Origin of the sequence: Ruegeria alba, assembly GCF_022321465.1 — a bacterium.
GTDB classification, from domain to species: Bacteria; Pseudomonadota; Alphaproteobacteria; order Rhodobacterales; family Rhodobacteraceae; genus Ruegeria_B; species Ruegeria_B alba.
In genome coordinates this window covers 70,289-86,823 of the sequence record NZ_JAKOEM010000019.1, presented here as the reverse complement: position 1 = coordinate 86,823, position 16,535 = coordinate 70,289, and the positions used below count along the sequence as shown (strand labels likewise).

General features: G+C 61.9%; 10 protein-coding genes. 2 read left to right on the top strand and 8 right to left on the bottom strand.

The features are described 5' to 3' along the window. Window positions 1–162: 162 nt before the first annotated feature. From fusA to rpsL, 3 genes are read right to left on the bottom strand one after another with little or no spacing between them, the layout of a single operon-like run. On the bottom strand, window positions 163–2,280 hold the full coding sequence (fusA, locus tag MB818_RS17540; RefSeq protein WP_234138806.1) for an elongation factor G: 2,118 nt from the start codon (window positions 2,278–2,280) through the stop codon (window positions 163–165). A gap of 18 nt (window positions 2,281–2,298) precedes the next feature. Further along, complete coding sequence (rpsG, locus tag MB818_RS17535) at window positions 2,299–2,769, bottom strand: 30S ribosomal protein S7 (RefSeq protein ID WP_011049181.1); 471 nt, start codon at window positions 2,767–2,769, stop codon at window positions 2,299–2,301. Window positions 2,770–2,784: 15 nt separating this feature from the next. Further along, window positions 2,785–3,156 carry a 30S ribosomal protein S12 gene (gene rpsL / locus MB818_RS17530; protein WP_005862801.1) on the bottom strand — a complete coding sequence of 124 codons (372 nt, stop codon included), beginning with the start codon at window positions 3,154–3,156 and terminating at the stop codon, window positions 2,785–2,787. Between the two features lie 343 nt (window positions 3,157–3,499). On the opposite strand from rpsL, the gene MB818_RS17525 reads away from it, so the two are divergent. Beyond that, window positions 3,500–4,306 (top strand): putative rhamnosyl transferase, encoded by an 807-nt coding sequence (locus MB818_RS17525; RefSeq protein ID WP_234138818.1) that lies wholly within the window; start codon window positions 3,500–3,502, stop codon window positions 4,304–4,306. Between the two features lie 2 nt (window positions 4,307–4,308). Beyond that, entirely contained in the window at window positions 4,309–5,124 is an 816-nt protein-coding gene (locus tag MB818_RS17520; protein WP_238905879.1) for a putative rhamnosyl transferase, read from the top strand. On the opposite strand, the gene MB818_RS17515 is transcribed toward MB818_RS17520, so the two are convergent. From MB818_RS17515 to rpoB, 5 genes are all read right to left on the bottom strand, one after another. Continuing rightward, window positions 5,107–5,976 carry a DMT family transporter gene (locus tag MB818_RS17515; protein WP_234144477.1) on the bottom strand — a complete coding sequence of 290 codons (870 nt, stop codon included), beginning with the start codon at window positions 5,974–5,976 and terminating at the stop codon, window positions 5,107–5,109. The genes MB818_RS17520 and MB818_RS17515 overlap by 18 nt on opposite strands. 118 nt (window positions 5,977–6,094) lie before the next feature. Further along, on the bottom strand, window positions 6,095–7,303 hold the full coding sequence (locus MB818_RS17510) for an MFS transporter (RefSeq protein ID WP_238905877.1): 1,209 nt from the start codon (window positions 7,301–7,303) through the stop codon (window positions 6,095–6,097). Between the two features lie 3 nt (window positions 7,304–7,306). Next, window positions 7,307–7,876 carry a helix-turn-helix domain-containing protein gene (locus tag MB818_RS17505; RefSeq protein WP_234167628.1) on the bottom strand — a complete coding sequence of 190 codons (570 nt, stop codon included), beginning with the start codon at window positions 7,874–7,876 and terminating at the stop codon, window positions 7,307–7,309. Between the two features lie 95 nt (window positions 7,877–7,971). After that, window positions 7,972–12,213 carry a DNA-directed RNA polymerase subunit beta' gene (rpoC, locus tag MB818_RS17500; protein WP_234138801.1) on the bottom strand — a complete coding sequence of 1,414 codons (4,242 nt, stop codon included), beginning with the start codon at window positions 12,211–12,213 and terminating at the stop codon, window positions 7,972–7,974. An 89-nt stretch (window positions 12,214–12,302) separates the two neighbouring features. After that, window positions 12,303–16,439, bottom strand: a complete 4,137-nt coding sequence (gene rpoB / locus MB818_RS17495) for a DNA-directed RNA polymerase subunit beta (protein ID WP_238905876.1) — start codon at window positions 16,437–16,439, stop codon at window positions 12,303–12,305. Window positions 16,440–16,535 lie beyond the last annotated feature (96 nt).

Genomic DNA, 16,535 nt, shown 5'->3' with positions numbered 1-16,535 from the left:
TCTTGCCGTGGTCAACGTGGCCGATCGTGCCAATGTTGACGTGCGGTTTATTACGCTCAAACTTTTCCTTTGCCATTGCAAAGCTCCTTTTTTCTCTTGCCGGTACGTGCAGGCACGCACCCTAAGGGTTGACAGGGTGCGTGGTTTCCCACGCACCACCGATTACGCGTATTTCGCCTGGATCTCGTCCGAGATGTTCTGCGGGACCGGATCGTAGTGGTCGAACAGCATGGTGAACTGGGCACGGCCCGACGACATCGAACGCAGGGTGTTGATGTAGCCGAACATGTTGGCCAGCGGCACGAAGGCGTTGATCGCGATCGCGTTGCCACGGCTTTCCTGCCCGGACACCTGACCCCGACGCGACGTCAGGTCACCGATGATGCCACCAGTGTATTCCTCGGGCGTGATCACCTCGACCTTCATGATCGGTTCCAGCAGCTTGGCGCCGGCTTTCTTCATACCTTCGCGCATACCCATGCGGGCCGCGATTTCGAAGGCCAGAACGCTGGAGTCAACGTCGTGGAACTTACCGTCGATCAGGGCGACCTTGAAGTCGATCACGGGGAAACCGGCCAGCGGACCGCTATCCATGACGGACTTGATGCCCTTTTCCACACCCGGAATGTATTCCTTGGGCACGGCACCGCCGACGATCCGGCTCTCGAAGGAGTAACCTTCGCCCGGCTCGGTCGGGGTGATGACCAGCTTGACCTCGGCGAACTGACCCGAACCACCCGACTGTTTCTTGTGGGTGTAGGTATGCTCGACCTCTTTCGAGATGGTCTCGCGATAAGCCACCTGCGGCGCACCGATGTTGGCCTCGACCTTGAACTCGCGCTTGAGACGGTCCACCAGGATGTCCAGGTGAAGTTCGCCCATGCCCTTCATGATGGTCTGACCCGATTCCAGGTCGGTTTCCACGCGGAAGGACGGGTCTTCGGCGGCCAGACGGGCCAGACCCTGGGACATCTTTTCCTGGTCGCCCTTGGTCTTGGGCTCAACCGCGATCTCGATCACCGGATCGGGGAAGGTCATGGTTTCCAGAACCACCGGATCCTTGGCGTCGCAAAGCGTGTCACCGGTGGTGGTGTCCTTCAGACCCGCCAGCGCGATGATGTCGCCTGCAAAGGCTTCATCGATTTCCTCGCGGTTGTTCGAGTGCATCATCATCATCCGACCAACGCGCTCTTTCTTGCCCTTGGTCGAGTTCAGCATGGTGTCGCCCTTTTTCAGGACGCCCGAGTAAACGCGAGTAAAGGTCAGCGAGCCGACAAACGGGTCGTTCATGATTTTGAACGCCAGGCCCGAGAAGGCCATGTTGTCATCGGCGCGGCGCGCGATGTTCCGCACTTCTTCCTCGTCGCCGGGCTTGAAGCCCATGTAGTCGACAACGTCCAGCGGACTGGGCAGATAGTCGATCACGGCGTTGAGCAGCGGCTGAACACCCTTGTTCTTGAATGCGGAGCCACCCAGAACCGGCACGAAGTGCAGCGCCAGCGTGCCCTTGCGCAGCAGTTTGCGCAGGGTCGGCACGTCAGGCTCTTCGCCTTCGAGATAGGCCATCATCGCGTCGTCGTCTTCTTCGACGGCCGCTTCGATCATCTTGCCGCGCCATTCGTCAGCCATGTCCTTCAGGCTGTCGCGGATCGGGGCCTTGACCCAGCTTGCGCCGAGGTCTTCGCCCTGCCACAGCCATTCTTCCATGGTGACCAGGTCAACCAGGCCTTCCAGCTCGTTTTCCGCGCCGATCGGGATACCGACCGGAACCGCGCGGGCGCCGGTGCGATCTTCGATCATGCGCACGCAGTTGAAGAAGTCGGCGCCGATCTTGTCCATCTTGTTGACGAACACCATGCGCGGCACCTTGTAGCGGTCAGCCTGACGCCACACGGTTTCGGTCTGGGGTTCGACACCGGCGTTGGCGTCGAGCACGCAGACAGCACCGTCGAGCACGGCCAGCGAACGCTCGACTTCGATGGTGAAGTCAACGTGGCCGGGGGTGTCGATGATGTTCAGGCGGTGCTTGGGGGTGTCGGCGGTCTGGCCGTCCTCGGTGCGCTCCCAGAAGGTGGTGGTCGCAGCCGAGGTGATGGTGATGCCGCGTTCCTGCTCCTGCTCCATCCAGTCCATGGTGGCGGCGCCGTCATGCACCTCACCAATGTTGTGGGATTTGCCGGTGTAATACAGGATACGTTCCGAGCAGGTCGTTTTGCCTGCGTCGATGTGAGCCATGATACCGAAGTTCCGGTACAGGTTCAGCGGATATTCGCGTGCCATTGGTCTGAGCCTCTAGAATTACCAGCGGTAATGGCTGAAGGCTTTGTTCGCCTCGGCCATCTTGTGGGTGTCTTCGCGCTTCTTCACGGCGGTTCCGCGCGACTGGACAGCGTCCAGCAGCTCGCCGGCGAGGCGTTCTTCCATGGTGTTTTCGTTGCGGTTGCGCGCGGCGGCGATCAGCCAGCGGATGGCCAGCGCTTCGCGGCGCTCGGGGCGCACTTCGACCGGAACCTGATAGGTGGCACCACCCACACGGCGCGAGCGGACCTCGACCGAGGGTTTGATGTTGTCGAGTGCTTCGTGGAACACTTCGACGGGGGCGCGCTTGATCTTGTTCTCAACGCGATCGAAGGCGTTGTAAACGATGCGCTCTGCGACCGACTTCTTGCCGTCGATCATCAGGTTGTTCATGAACTTGGTCAGAACCTTGTCGCCAAATTTGGCGTCGGGCAGGACTTCGCGTTTTTCTGCGGCGTGACGACGGGACATCTCGGCCTCTCCTTCTTATTTGGGACGCTTCGCGCCGTATTTCGAACGACGCTGCTTACGGTCTTTGACGCCCTGGGTATCCAGAACACCGCGCAGGATGTGGTAACGCACGCCGGGAAGGTCTTTTACACGGCCGCCACGGATCAGAACAACCGAGTGCTCTTGCAGGTTGTGGCTTTCACCGGGGATGTAGGAGATCACTTCGTAACCGTTGGTCAGGCGGACCTTGGCAACTTTACGCATTGCCGAGTTCGGTTTCTTCGGAGTGGTGGTGTAGACCCGGGTGCAGACGCCGCGCTTCTGCGGGCACTGTTCCAAGTGCTGGGACTTCGAGCGTTTTACTTTCGGCTGCCGCGGCTTGCGGATCAGCTGTTGGATCGTTGGCATTCCGGTCTTTTCCCCGTTTTGCAACACACATGTCATGCACGCGCGCTGCGTGCGGCTTAGTTTGGCGCACCTGCATCATATGCAAGCGCAAAACCCGCGAGCGTTCCCATTCCGAGGTGAACGTCGCGGTTGGTTATCAGAGGATCGGGACGATAAAGGTGTCCGGACCTTGACCACGTCTATTTGAAATCGGTCGTGGGGCGACCCACGGTTTCCGAGATAGCGGGCGTAATAGGGGGAGTCGGCCAGAGTGTCAACAGCCCACCCCGGTTGCCAAGGCTGTAGCACCCTGCCAAAGTCGCGACGCAGTGTCGAGAAGGTTTTTTTCATGGACAGCAGAGACATGCAGGCCATCGGCCTGTGCCGGTTCTCTTACCCTGCGATCGGCGGGTTCCAGGTCGAACACGAGACCATCGAGGAGCGTATCTCCTATCTCTATGCCGAAGATCGGCTGGAGGAACGGTTTCAGCTTCTGGAAACCGTCGCACTGCCCTGTTTGCGAGAGCAGACGGATCAGAATTTCGAGCTGATCGTAGTGATCGGCGACACCCTGCCAAAGCGGCATGGCGACCGGCTGCACGACCTGACCTCGAACATGCCGCAGGTTCGGATCGTGGTCGAACCGCCGCGTCCGCAACGCGAGTTGATGAAAAAGCTGCTGAACAGCGCCCGCACAGACCCATCCAAGCCCTGCCTGCAATTCCGTTATGATGACGATGATGCCGTTTCGGTCGATTTCATCGAACGGTTCCGCCGCACGCTGAACGACTGCAGCGGCCTTGTGACCACGAACCGTACCGTGGCCGTCGATTTCAATAGGGGTTACGTGGCCGAACTTGGCGCCGACGGGATTGCCGCCACCGAAACGGTGCGCAACCTCTATGTCGCTTCGCTGGGAATGTATGTGAAAGGCGGCTGCAAGCTGACGATCATGAACTTCGCGCATGAGAAGATCGGGCGCTTTATGCCTGTCATCAGCGTAACCGATGCGCCCATGTGGGTCCGCAGTCACAACGGGTTTAACGACTCGCGCCAGAAAAAGGTCAAACCGGTGCCGGTCGAACCGTTGACCGAAGATCAGAAAGCGGAATTTGCCGCCCGCTTCGCGATCCGCGAGGATCACGTCAAACGCGTCTTTTCGGGGGGCTGAGCATGCAGGTTCTGGGTCTTTGCCGGTTCAGCTATCTTGGCCATGGCGGGTTCAAGGTGATGCACGAAACGCTGGACGAACGGCGCGCCTATCTCTATGCGCCTGCCCGGATGGAGGACCGGTTCCGCCAGTTCGAGGCGATCACCCTGCCCTCGGTCGCGGGACAGACCGACCCGGATTTCAAGTTTCTGGTGGTGATCGGCGAGTGCTTTCCCGACAGCTACCGGGCCCGGCTGGAGGGTCTGGTGCGGGACGTCCCGCAGGTCCGGATCAGCGCCTATCCGCCGCTGCGCCACCGTACTGCCATGGCGCAGGCGCTCGACGATCACCGCCACGACATCGATGCGCCCTGCCTGCAATTCCGGTTGGATGACGATGACGGCATGGCCCGCGATTTCGTCGCCCGCTATCGCGAGGTCGCCGCAGATACCGAAGCGCTCTGGCGCAAACACCCGGCGGTGGCGGTCGATTTCAATACCGGCTACGTGTTTCGCTGTGTCCAACGCGGGATCGAGGTCAGCCCGTTCCAGTTCGCCTACAGCGCCATCGCGCTTGGGGTGATCGTTGCCCCCGGTCATCGTGAGGGCATCATGCATTTCGGTCATCACAAACTATGGACCGTCATGCCCACGATCACGGTCCCCGGCGAGGACATGATGCTGCGCGGCCATAACGACTTTAACGATTCCCGCGCCAAGCCGGGTGCCAAACAGTTCCGCTATCAACCCCTCGATGCGGATGAAGAGGCTTATTTCAAGGCCCGCTTCAATATCGACAATGCCCGCGTGCGCGAGATCTTCTCAGCTCCGCCGCCGTGACGCCCGTTCGCGGAACAGGGTAAACAGCCCAGTCGCCACCACCAGCGCCACCCCGGCCATGGTCAGCGGATCGGGCCAGTCGCCAAAGACGAGCCACCCCAGAACCAGCGCCCAGATCAGGCTCGAATAGCGAAACGGCGCGACAAAGCCGACCTCACCGATCCGCATCACCATCACGCTGAACAGATAACCGCCCAGAACCAGCAGCGAGGCCGCCAGCAGTCCCAGGGACAGGTCCGTTCTCAAGGGAATCCAATCCACTGTCAGCGACCCTACGAGCCCGAAGCACATCACCGACACGGCCGTGGCCAGCGTGACCGTCAGCGAAGGCACCTGCGACGACATCCGCCGCGTTACCAGGTCACGCGCGGTGACGCAGATCACCGCCGCCATCGCATAGATCGCATGAAGCGTGAACCCGTCTGGCCCCGGTCGCACGATCAGCAGCATGCCACAAAAACCAAGACCGATCGCCAGCATCCGCCGCCATCCAACCTGTTCGCCAAAAAACAGCGCCGCCCCCAGTGTCACGGTCAGCGGCAACATTTGCAGCACCGCTGTCACATTCGCCAGCGGCATGTTCAGCAGCGCGGTAAGAAAGAAGTAGGTGGCGCCGATCTCGGACAGGCAGCGCAATGCCACCAGCATCCTGTCGCGGCGCCCAAACCGCAGGTGGAGCGCCCCGAGATGCCGCGCCATGAAATAGATCCAGACCGCCGACAAACCGCTGCGCAGGACCAGAATCTGGAACAGCGGCATCTCGGCGCCCAGCAGTTTCACAACCGTGTCGTTGCAGGTGAATGCCGCCATGCTCGCCATCATCAGAAGCGCGCCGCGCATATTGGGTGACATAACCTGGCCTCGCCAAATGGAATAGGCCGGTACCGGTCTCCGAGGCCGCGCACTGGCTGCGTTTCATTTCTGGCGAGGCCAGAACGAAATGGCAAGTCGCCACATTTCGGGCCCGCGCCTATTCGCGTCGGCGGCGCCACCATAACCAGAGATGCAGTGAGATACCCGCCAGATAGATCAGGATCACCGCCGCCAGCAACGCTCCGGTTCCCCAAGCGGCCAGCACCAGCAACAGCAGCGGTGTGCCCAGCGTGTTGCCCAGATTGCCCATCTGCGCCAGCGCCCCATTCGCCAGCGCCCGATCCTGGGCCGAGGTGTTGAGCGCGGGAATCGCGGCAAAGCTCGCCCCCTGGACCAGGCCCAGTGTCGCAAAGAGCGCCACGCACAGAACCGGCGTGGCCACCCCCAGCCAGAACCCCGACAGCACCAGCGCCGACAGGCCAAAGCCCGCGATCGCAACGCCAGTAGCCGGCCAGTGTCGCAACAGCGGGGTCACCACCAACAGCGCCACCGCAATACTGGTCAAGGGCATCACGCCCACGATGGTCGCCCGCAGATTTTCCGGCAATAGCGGCGGCAGGATCGCCACCAGCGAAACGAAGGTCAGCGTATAGAACAGCCAGCCCGCCGCCGGCGCGGCAATGCGCGGCGAACCATAGGCCGAGAGGTGCCGGGCAAGCAGGTCACGCGGGCGCAGGCTGTTTTCCGCGTCGTCGGCGGTCTCGTCGGCAGGCAGCAGTCTCCAGACCGCAACCGCCAGCATCACCATCGCGCCCCCGTGGCACAGGAACAGGCCCGCCACCCCATGCGTCTGCGCCCAGGGCAGGCCGATCCAGGCGACCAGCGCAAAGGCGACGCCAAAAAAGGTACTCCACAAGGTCATGGCAAAGTTGCGCAGCGGCTCGGGGGCAATCTGCGCAATCAGGGTGGGTGCGGCCACTACGATGGCCAGATGGGAAAGCCCCTCGATCATGCGGCTGGCCAGCATCAGTGCAAATGCGGGCTGTGTGGCCTGCCACAGCGACATGAGCGCGCCCAGGGCAAGACCCGCCACCAGCAACCGGCGACAGCCGTAACGCGCGGTCAGAAGGCCCGCCACCATGCCAAAGAGAATACCAAAGAGGCTGATCACCGAGAGCAGCCAGCCCTGCCCCGCGCCCGCATCGGGATAGAGTTGCCTGACCAAGTCAAAGGGTACCGCGATCTTGGCAAATTGCCCCGCAGCACCCAGCCCTGCCAGCCAAAGCAGCAGGATCAGGGGCAAGGGGGGCAAGGTCAGTTTCGGGCGCATGATCCCGCGATACCCCGCCAGGGCATCACGCGCCACGTATTAATTATGCGGGCTTTGCGCCTGCGAGCAGAGCCGGACCGGCGTGCCGTCGGAAAGATAGAGCCGCTCCCACAAGAGACCGCCCTCGACCACGGTCAGCGCGTCGTAAACCCGGCGGCTGGTATGGAACAGCCGGGGGTTCGGCGTCTGGCTCTCCCACCAGTCCGATCCGTCCAGAGCCGCCTCGGCGGCCTGGATCTCGACCGTGGCATAAGGCCAGAGTGATTGTCCCAGCAGGGCCCGCTGCGATTGCCGCCATTGCCGCGCGCGGGACGGGGAATAGGCCAGACAGACATGATTGGCCTCATCCACCAGATGCAGGCAGTCCGATGAATGCTCGACCAGTCGACGCAGCACCGCATCGTCGCAGACATCCCGTGTCAACAACTCCAGCGCGCGGCGGCGGGTTGCCCCGTCTGGCAGCTGCGTCCCCGCCTCCCAACGCGAAACGGTGGCTTGGCTGGTATCCAGCGCCTCGGCCAGCGCCGCCTGTTTCATCGACCGCGCCCGCCGCAAACGGCGCAACCGGGGGCCAAAGCCGGGTAAATCCCGGAGCATGGGTTCGGGCATGTCACACCTCCTGCGCCGCCCATTCTACGCCAGGTCACACAAAGAAAAACCCCCGTGCGCGGCACGGGGGTTTTTCTCGTTCACATGCGATTGGATCAATCGCGGCTTTCCGGCGTGTCCACCAGCGTGTCGAAATCGTCGTCCACGATATCCGCATCCATGATCGGTGCGGCCAGCGCGGCGGCGGCTTCGGCCTCTTCGCGACGCGCGGCGATGACCACGTTGTCGCGCTGGGTTGCGATGTGACGCATCTGCTGCGTCGCGCCACCGGTCCCTGCCGGGATCAGACGACCGACGATCACGTTTTCCTTGAGGCCGACCAGCTTGTCCTTCTTGCCCTGGACCGAGGCTTCGGTCAGCACGCGGGTGGTCTCCTGGAAGGAGGCCGCCGAGATGAAGGAGCGGGTCTGCAACGAGGCCTTGGTGATCCCCAGCAGGATCGGCTCGCCCGAGGCCGGACGACCGCCGCGGGCGATGGTCTTTTCGTTGGCCGCGTCGAATTCCTGCTTGTCGACATGTTCGCCCTTGAGCAGCGTGGTGTCACCCGAGTCAGAGATCTCCCACTTCTGCAGCATCTGGCGCACGATGACTTCGATGTGCTTGTCGTTGATCTTCACGCCTTGCAGACGATAGACCTCCTGCACCTCTTTCACCATGTAGTTGGCCAGAGCCTCGACACCCAGGATCGACAGGATGTCGTGCGGCGCCGGGTTGCCGTCCATGATATAGTCACCCTTCTGCACGAAGTCGCCTTCCTGCACCGGGATGTGCTTGCCCTTGGGCACCATGTATTCGACGGGTTCCATGGCCTCGTTCGACGGCTCGATCGAGATGCGACGCTTGTTCTTGTAGTCGCGGCCAAAGCGGACATACCCGTCGATCTCGGCGATGATCGCGTGATCCTTGGGACGACGGGCCTCGAACAGTTCCGCCACGCGGGGCAGACCCCCGGTGATGTCCTTGGTCTTGGCGCCTTCGCGCGGGATACGGGCGATGACGTCGCCGGCCTCGATGACCTGACCGTCCTCGACCGACAGGATCGCGTCCACCGACATCGGATAGTGAACCGGGTTGCCCGCGTCGTTGCGGACCGGTTCGCCATCGCTGTCCACCAGGATGATCTCGGGCTTGAGATCGCTGCCCTTGGGCGCGGCCCGCCAGTCGATCACGATCTTCTGGGTCATGCCGGTGGCCTCGTCGGTCTCGTCGCGGACAGCGATGCCCGAAACCAGGTCGACATATTTGGCGGTACCGGCCTTCTCGGCGATGATCGGCAGGGTATAGGGATCCCATTCGAACAGCTTGTCGCCGCGCTTGATCTGGGCACCGTCCTTGACGAACAGCTTGGAACCATAGCCCAGCTTGAAGCTCGCGCGTTCCTCGCCCTGCGCGTCCTTGATCAACAGCTTCATGTTACGGCCCATGACCAGGCTTTCACCTGCGGCATTGACCAGAAGCTGCGGGTTCTCGAACGCGATGGTGCCGTCCTGGTTGGCTTCCTGGAACGACTGCTGGCCACCCTGGGCCACGCCGCCGATGTGGAAGGTCCGCATGGTCAGCTGGGTGCCCGGTTCACCAATCGACTGTGCCGCGATGATGCCAACGGCCTCGCCCTGGTTCACCATGGTGCCGCGCGCCAGGTCACGACCATAGCACATGGCGCAGACGCCCTCCTCGCTCTCACAGGTCAGCGGCGAGCGCACGCGGGCGGTCTGAACACCGGCCTCGTGAATGGCATCGGCCATCCGCTCGTCGATCAGTTGACCGGCAGCCACCAGCACTTCTTCGGTGCCCGGACGCAGGATGTCGTCGGCCGCGACACGGCCCAGCACGCGCTCGGCCAGCGAGGCAACGACTTCACCGTCGTTGACCGCTGCTTCGGCGGTCACGCCGCGATCGGTGCCGCAGTCATGCTCGCGCACGATGCAGTCTTGCGCCACGTCCACCAGACGGCGTGTCAGGTAACCCGAGTTCGCGGTTTTCAGAGCGGTGTCCGACAGACCCTTACGGGCGCCGTGGGTCGAGTTGAAGTATTCAAGAACGGTCAGACCTTCCTTGAAGTTCGAGATGATCGGCGTCTCGATGATGTCGCCGTTCGGCTTGGCCATCAGGCCGCGCATGCCGCCCAGCTGTTTCATCTGCGTAACCGAGCCACGCGCGCCCGAGTGGGCCATCATGTAAACCGAGTTCGGTTCCTTTTCGGCACCGTTCTCGTCACGCGCCGAGGCCGAGATGGTGTTCATCATCGCCTCGGTGACGCGGTCGTTACATTTCGACCAGGCATCGACAACCTTGTTGTACTTTTCACCCTGAGTGATCAGGCCGTCCATGTACTGCTGTTCGAAATCCTTCACCTGATCGCGGGTCTCGTCCACGATGCCCCACTTGTCGTCGGGGATCACCATGTCGTCCTTGCCAAAGGAAATCCCGGCCTTGAACGCCTCGCGGAAGCCCATGGTCATGATCTGGTCGCAGAAGATCACCGACTCCTTCTGGCCGCAATAGCGGTAGACGGTGTCGATCACCTGCTGCACCTCTTTCTTGCGCAGCAGACGGTTGACCAGTTCGAACGGGGCCTTGTTGTTCATCGGCAGCAGCGCGCCCAGGCGCACACGACCCGGAGTGGTCTCGAAGCGCTTGAGCACCTCGTTGCCCTCGTCGTCGATCTGCGCGATGCGCGCCGTGATCTTGGTGTGCAGATGCACCTCGCCCGCGTCCAGCGCGTGCTGAACCTCGTCGATCGAGCCAAAGATCTTGCCTTCGCCGACCATGCCTTCGCGTTCCAGGGTCAGATAGTAGAGACCCAGGATCATGTCCTGCGAGGGAACGATGATCGGTGCGCCGTTGGCGGGCGACAGAACGTTGTTCGTCGACATCATCAGCACGCGAGCTTCCAACTGGGCCTCAAGGCTCAGCGGCACGTGCACGGCCATCTGGTCACCGTCAAAGTCGGCGTTGAAGGCCGAACAGACAAGCGGATGCAGCTGAATGGCCTTGCCTTCGATCAGGATCGGCTCGAACGCCTGGATGCCCAGACGGTGCAGCGTGGGCGCGCGGTTCAGCAGAACCGGATGCTCGCGGATCACCTCGTCGAGGATATCCCAAACTTCGGGGCGCTCCTTTTCGACCAGTTTCTTCGCCTGTTTCACGGTGCTCGACAGGCCCTTGGCCTCGAGCCGCGAATAGATGAAGGGCTTGAACAGTTCGAGCGCCATCTTCTTGGGCAACCCGCACTGGTGCAGCTTGAGTTCGGGGCCGGTCACGATGACCGAACGGCCCGAGAAGTCGACCCGTTTCCCCAAAAGGTTCTGGCGGAAGCGGCCCTGCTTGCCCTTGAGCATGTCAGACAGCGATTTCAGCGGGCGCTTGTTGGCACCGGTGATCACGCGTCCGCGGCGGCCATTGTCGAACAGAGCGTCAACCGATTCCTGCAGCATCCGCTTTTCGTTGCGCACGATGATATCGGGCGCGCGCAACTCGATCAGGCGCTTCAGACGGTTGTTCCGGTTGATGACGCGGCGATACAGATCGTTCAGATCCGAGGTCGCAAAGCGGCCACCATCCAGCGGCACCAGCGGGCGCAGTTCCGGCGGGATGACGGGGATGACAGTCAGCACCATCCATTCCGGGCGGTTGCCGGATTCCAGGAAGCTCTCGACCACCTTGAGCCGCTTGATGATCTTCTTGGGCTTCAGTTCGCCGGTGGCCTCGGCCAGATCGGCACGCAGCTGTTCGGCTTCGGCTTCGAGGTCGATCTGGGATAGCATCTCACGGATCGCCTCGGCACCGATATTGGCGGTGAAGGCGTCCATGCCATACTGGTCCTGGGCATCCATGAACTCTTCTTCGGTCATCAGCTGACCGTAGGTGAGATCGGTCAGGCCCGGCTCGGTGACCACGTAGTTCTCAAAATAGAGGATGCGTTCCAGATCGCGCAGCGTCATGTCCAGCATCAGGCCGATGCGGCTGGGCAGCGATTTCAGGAACCAGATATGCGCAACGGGCGCGGCCAGTTCGATATGGCCCATGCGTTCGCGGCGCACCTTTTGCAGCGTCACCTCGACACCGCATTTCTCGCAGACGACGCCGCGATATTTCATGCGCTTGTACTTGCCGCACAGGCATTCGTAATCCTTGATCGGGCCAAAGATACGGGCGCAGAACAGGCCGTCACGCTCGGGCTTGAACGTGCGATAGTTGATGGTCTCGGGCTTTTTGATCTCGCCATAGGACCACGAGAGGATCCGCTCGGGCGATGCCAGAGAGACCTTGATCTCGTCAAACACCTTGGGCGGTGTCAGCGGATTGAACGGGTTGTTGGTCAGTTCCTGGTTCATTTGTGTACCTCAAATTCGTGCGGATGATGGGGGGAGGCCCCACATTTTTCGACGAAAAATGTGGGGTCGAGAATTTTCGACGAAAATTCTCAGTCCTCCACCTCCGCATCCAGGAGTTCCATGTTCAGGCCGAGGCCGCGGACTTCTTTCACCAGAACATTGAAGCTCTCGGGAATACCCGCCTCGAAATTGTCCTCGCCCTTGACGATCGACTCGTAGACCTTGGTCCGGCCGGCCACGTCGTCCGACTTCACCGTCAGCATTTCCTGCAGGGTATAGGCGGCGCCATAAGCTTCCAGAGCCCAGACCTCCATCTCCCCGAAACGCTGACCGCCGAACTGCGCCTTGCCGCCCAGCGGCTGCTGGGTAACCAGGCTGTAGGGGCCGGTGGAACGTGCGTGGATCTTGTCGTCGACCAGGTGGTGCAGCTTGAGCAGATACTTGATACCCACGGTCACCGGGCGCGCGAACTGTTCGCCGGTACGTCCGTCGAACAGAACCGACTGGCCCGAGGTATCGAAACCGGCGCGTGCCAGCGCGTCGTTCACATCTGCCTCTTTTGCACCGTCGAAGACGGGCGTCGCGATCGGCACGCCACGGGTGACGTTGCCTGCCGCCTCGACCAGCGTGTCCTCATCCATGCCCGAGATGCCCTCGGCATAGACATCCTCGCCATAGGCGTGCTTCATCGCGTCCCGCACCGGGGTCAGGTCGCCCGAACGGCGATATTCCTGCAGCGCCTCGTCCACATTCAGGCCCAGACCGCGCGCGGCCCAGCCCATATGGGTTTCGAGGATCTGACCGACGTTCATCCGCGACGGCACACCCAGCGGGTTGAGGCAGAAATCGACCGGGGTCCCGTCGGCGAGGAACGGCATGTCCTCCATCGGCACCACTTTCGAAATCACACCCTTGTTGCCGTGACGGCCGGCCATCTTGTCGCCCGGCTGCAGCTTGCGCTTCACCGCGATGAACACCTTGACCATCTTCATCACGCCCGGGGGCAGATCGTCGCCGCGACGCACCTTTTCGACCTTGTCTTCGAAACGGGCATCCAGGGCGCGCTTTTGCAGTTCGTACTGCTCGTTCAGCGCCTCGACGATCTGGGCATCCTGCTCACCTTCCAGCGCCAGCATCCACCATTGACCGCGGGTCAGGGTTTCCAGCAGCTCTTCGGTGATCTCGGAACCCGGCTTGATGCCCTTGGGGCCCTTGACCGCTGTCTTGCCCAGGATCAGCGACTTCAGACGCGCATAGATGTTGCGGTCGAGGATCGCCAGCTCGTCGTCCCGGTCACGGGCCAGACGCTCGACTTCCTCGCGCTCGATCTGCAGCGCACGCTCGTCCTTGTCGACGCCGTGGCGGTTGAACACGCGCACCTCGACCACGGTGCCGTAATCGCCCGGCTTGACGCGCAGCGAGGTGTCGCGCACATCGCTGGCCTTTTCGCCGAAGATGGCGCGCAGCAGCTTTTCTTCCGGGGTCATCGGGCTTTCGCCCTTGGGCGTGATCTTGCCCACCAGAATGTCGCCCGGCTGCACCTCGGCACCGATATAGACGATACCCGCCTCGTCGAGGTTGCGCAGCGCCTCCTCGCCGACGTTCGGGATGTCGCGGGTGATCTCTTCCGGCCCCAGCTTGGTGTCGCGGGCGGCAACTTCGAATTCCTCGATATGGATCGAGGTAAAGACGTCGTCACGCGCGATGCGTTCCGAGATCAGGATCGAGTCCTCGTAGTTGTAGCCGTTCCACGGCATGAAGGCGACGACCACGTTCTTGCCCAGAGCCAGTTCGCCCATGTCGGTCGACGGACCGTCGGCGATGACCTCGCCCTTGGAGACCTGCTGACCCACCTTCACCAGCGGACGCTGGTTGATACAGGTGTTCTGGTTCGAGCGCTGGAACTTGCGCATGCGGTAGATGTCGACGCCCGCATCGCCCAGTTCCAGATCCTCGGTGGCGCGGATCACGATCCGCTGCGCGTCGATCTGGTCGATGATGCCCGCACGCTTGGCCTGAATGGCCGCGCCCGAGTCGATGGCGACCTTTTCCTCGATCCCGGTGCCGACCAGCGGCGCCTCGGCCCGCAGAAGCGGAACCGCCTGACGCTGCATGTTCGAGCCCATCAGAGCGCGGTTGGCGTCGTCGTTTTCGAGGAACGGAATGAGCGAGGCTGCGACCGAAACCAGCTGTTTCGGCGACACGTCGATCAGGTCGACACTTTCCATCGGGGCCAGCGTATAGTCACCCGCCTGGCGGGTGTTGACCAGCTCGTTCACGAACTTGCCATTCTCGTCCAGGGTGGCGTTGGCCTGCGCCACGGTGTGGCGCATTTCCTCGGTCGCGGACATATAGTGCACCTCATCGGTGACCTGCCCGTCCTTGACTACGCGATAGGGAGTCTCGATGAAGCCGTATTTGTTCACGCGGGCAAAGGTGGCCAGCGAGTTGATCAGACCGATGTTCGGACCTTCGGGCGTCTCAATCGGGCACATCCGGCCATAGTGGGTCGGGTGCACGTCGCGCACCTCGAAACCGGCACGCTCGCGGGTCAGACCGCCCGGCCCAAGCGCCGACAGGCGGCGCTTGTGGGTCACTTCCGACAGCGGGTTGGTCTGGTCCATGAACTGGCTGAGCTGCGAGGAGCCGAAGAACTCGCGCACGGCGGCAGCGGCAGGCTTGGCGTTGATCAGGTCCTGCGGCATCACGGTGTCGATCTCGACCGAGGACATGCGCTCCTTGATCGCGCGTTCCATACGCAGCAGACCCACGCGGTACTGGTTCTCCATCAACTCGCCAACCGAGCGCACCCGGCGGTTGCCGAGGTGGTCGATGTCGTCCACGTCGCCCTTGCCGTCGCGCAGCTCCACCAGCGCCTTGATACAGGCGATGATGTCTTCGCGGCGCAGGGTGCGCTGGGTATCGGCGGCATCCAGATCGAGACGCATGTTCATCTTGACCCGGCCCACGGCAGAGAGATCATAACGCTCGCTGTCAAAGAACAGGGTGTCGAACAGGGCCGAAGCGGCCTCGACGGTGGGCGGCTCGCCCGGACGCATGACGCGGTAGATGTCCATGAGCGCGGTTTCCCGGTTCATGTTCTTGTCCTGCGCCATGGTGTTGCGGATGTAGGGACCGACATTGATGTTGTCGATGTCCAGCACCGGAATGTCGGTGATACCGTTGTCGATCAGCTCCTTGACAGTGCCGCCGATCAGATCGCCATCCTTGTCATATTCCAGCGTCAGCTCGTCGCCGGCCTCGACATAGATCGCGCCGGTCTCCTCGTTGATGATGTCCTTGGCCGCGAACTTGCCGACGATATGGTCGAACGGGACCAGCAGATCGGTCACGTTGCCTTCTTCGATCAGCTTCTTCACTGCGCGCGGGGTGACCTTCTTGCCGGCTTCGGCGATCACTTCGCCCGAGGCGGCGTCGATCAGGTCATAGGTCGGACGGGTGCCGCGCACACGCTCGGGGAAGAACGGAGTGACCCAACCGCGCTTCTTCTCCAGACGATAGGAGACGGTCTTGAAATAGGCATCCATGATGCCTTCCTGATCCAGGCCCAGCGCATAGAGCAGGGTCGTCACCGGCAGTTTGCGGCGACGGTCGATACGGGCAAAGACGATGTCCTTGGCGTCGAATTCGAAATCCAGCCACGAGCCGCGATACGGGATGATGCGGCAGGCAAAGAGCAGCTTGCCCGAAGAGTGGGTCTTGCCCTTGTCATGGTCGAAGAACACACCGGGCGAACGGTGCATCTGGGACACGATCACGCGCTCGGTGCCGTTCACGATGAAGGTGCCGTTGGGCGTCATCAGGGGCATGTCGCCCATGAACACGTCCTGCTCCTTGATATCCTTGACGGATTTGGCACCGGTGTCCTCGTCCACATCGAACACGATCAGACGCAGCGTGACCTTCAGCGGGGCGCTGTAGGTCATGTCGCGCTGCATGCACTCCTCGACATCGTATTTCGGCTTTTCCAGCTCGTATTTCACGAATTCCAGCACGCTGGTTTCGTTGAAATCCTTGATCGGGAAGACCGACTGGAACACGCCCATGATGCCTTCGCCATCCAGCGGCTGAGGCGCGTCGCCGGAGTTCAGGAACAGGTCGTAGGAGGATTTCTGGACCTCGATGAGGTTCGGCATCTCCAGCACTTCGCGGATTTTGCCGTAATATTTGCGAAGACGTTTCTGGCCAAGGAACGTTTGAGCCATGTCAGATGTCACCTTTCAGTTTCTCACCGGTCAAGGGCACCGCCGGGCCCCGGCGCCTTGACCATTCGAGACGGAGCGTTTCGGATCAATTCATGG

Coding starts and splice junctions, on each gene's coding strand:
- fusA (WP_234138806.1), bottom strand. CDS start 2,280: ATGGCACGCGAATATCCGCTGAACCTGTACCGGAACTTCGGTATCATG.
- rpsG (WP_011049181.1), bottom strand. CDS start 2,769: ATGTCCCGTCGTCACGCCGCAGAAAAACGCGAAGTCCTGCCCGACGCC.
- rpsL (WP_005862801.1), bottom strand. CDS start 3,156: ATGCCAACGATCCAACAGCTGATCCGCAAGCCGCGGCAGCCGAAAGTA.
- MB818_RS17525 (WP_234138818.1), top strand. CDS start 3,500: ATGCAGGCCATCGGCCTGTGCCGGTTCTCTTACCCTGCGATCGGCGGG.
- MB818_RS17520 (WP_238905879.1), top strand. CDS start 4,309: ATGCAGGTTCTGGGTCTTTGCCGGTTCAGCTATCTTGGCCATGGCGGG.
- MB818_RS17515 (WP_234144477.1), bottom strand. CDS start 5,976: ATGTCACCCAATATGCGCGGCGCGCTTCTGATGATGGCGAGCATGGCG.
- MB818_RS17505 (WP_234167628.1), bottom strand. CDS start 7,876: ATGCCCGAACCCATGCTCCGGGATTTACCCGGCTTTGGCCCCCGGTTG.
- rpoC (WP_234138801.1), bottom strand. CDS start 12,213: ATGAACCAGGAACTGACCAACAACCCGTTCAATCCGCTGACACCGCCC.
- rpoB (WP_238905876.1), bottom strand. CDS start 16,439: ATGGCTCAAACGTTCCTTGGCCAGAAACGTCTTCGCAAATATTACGGC.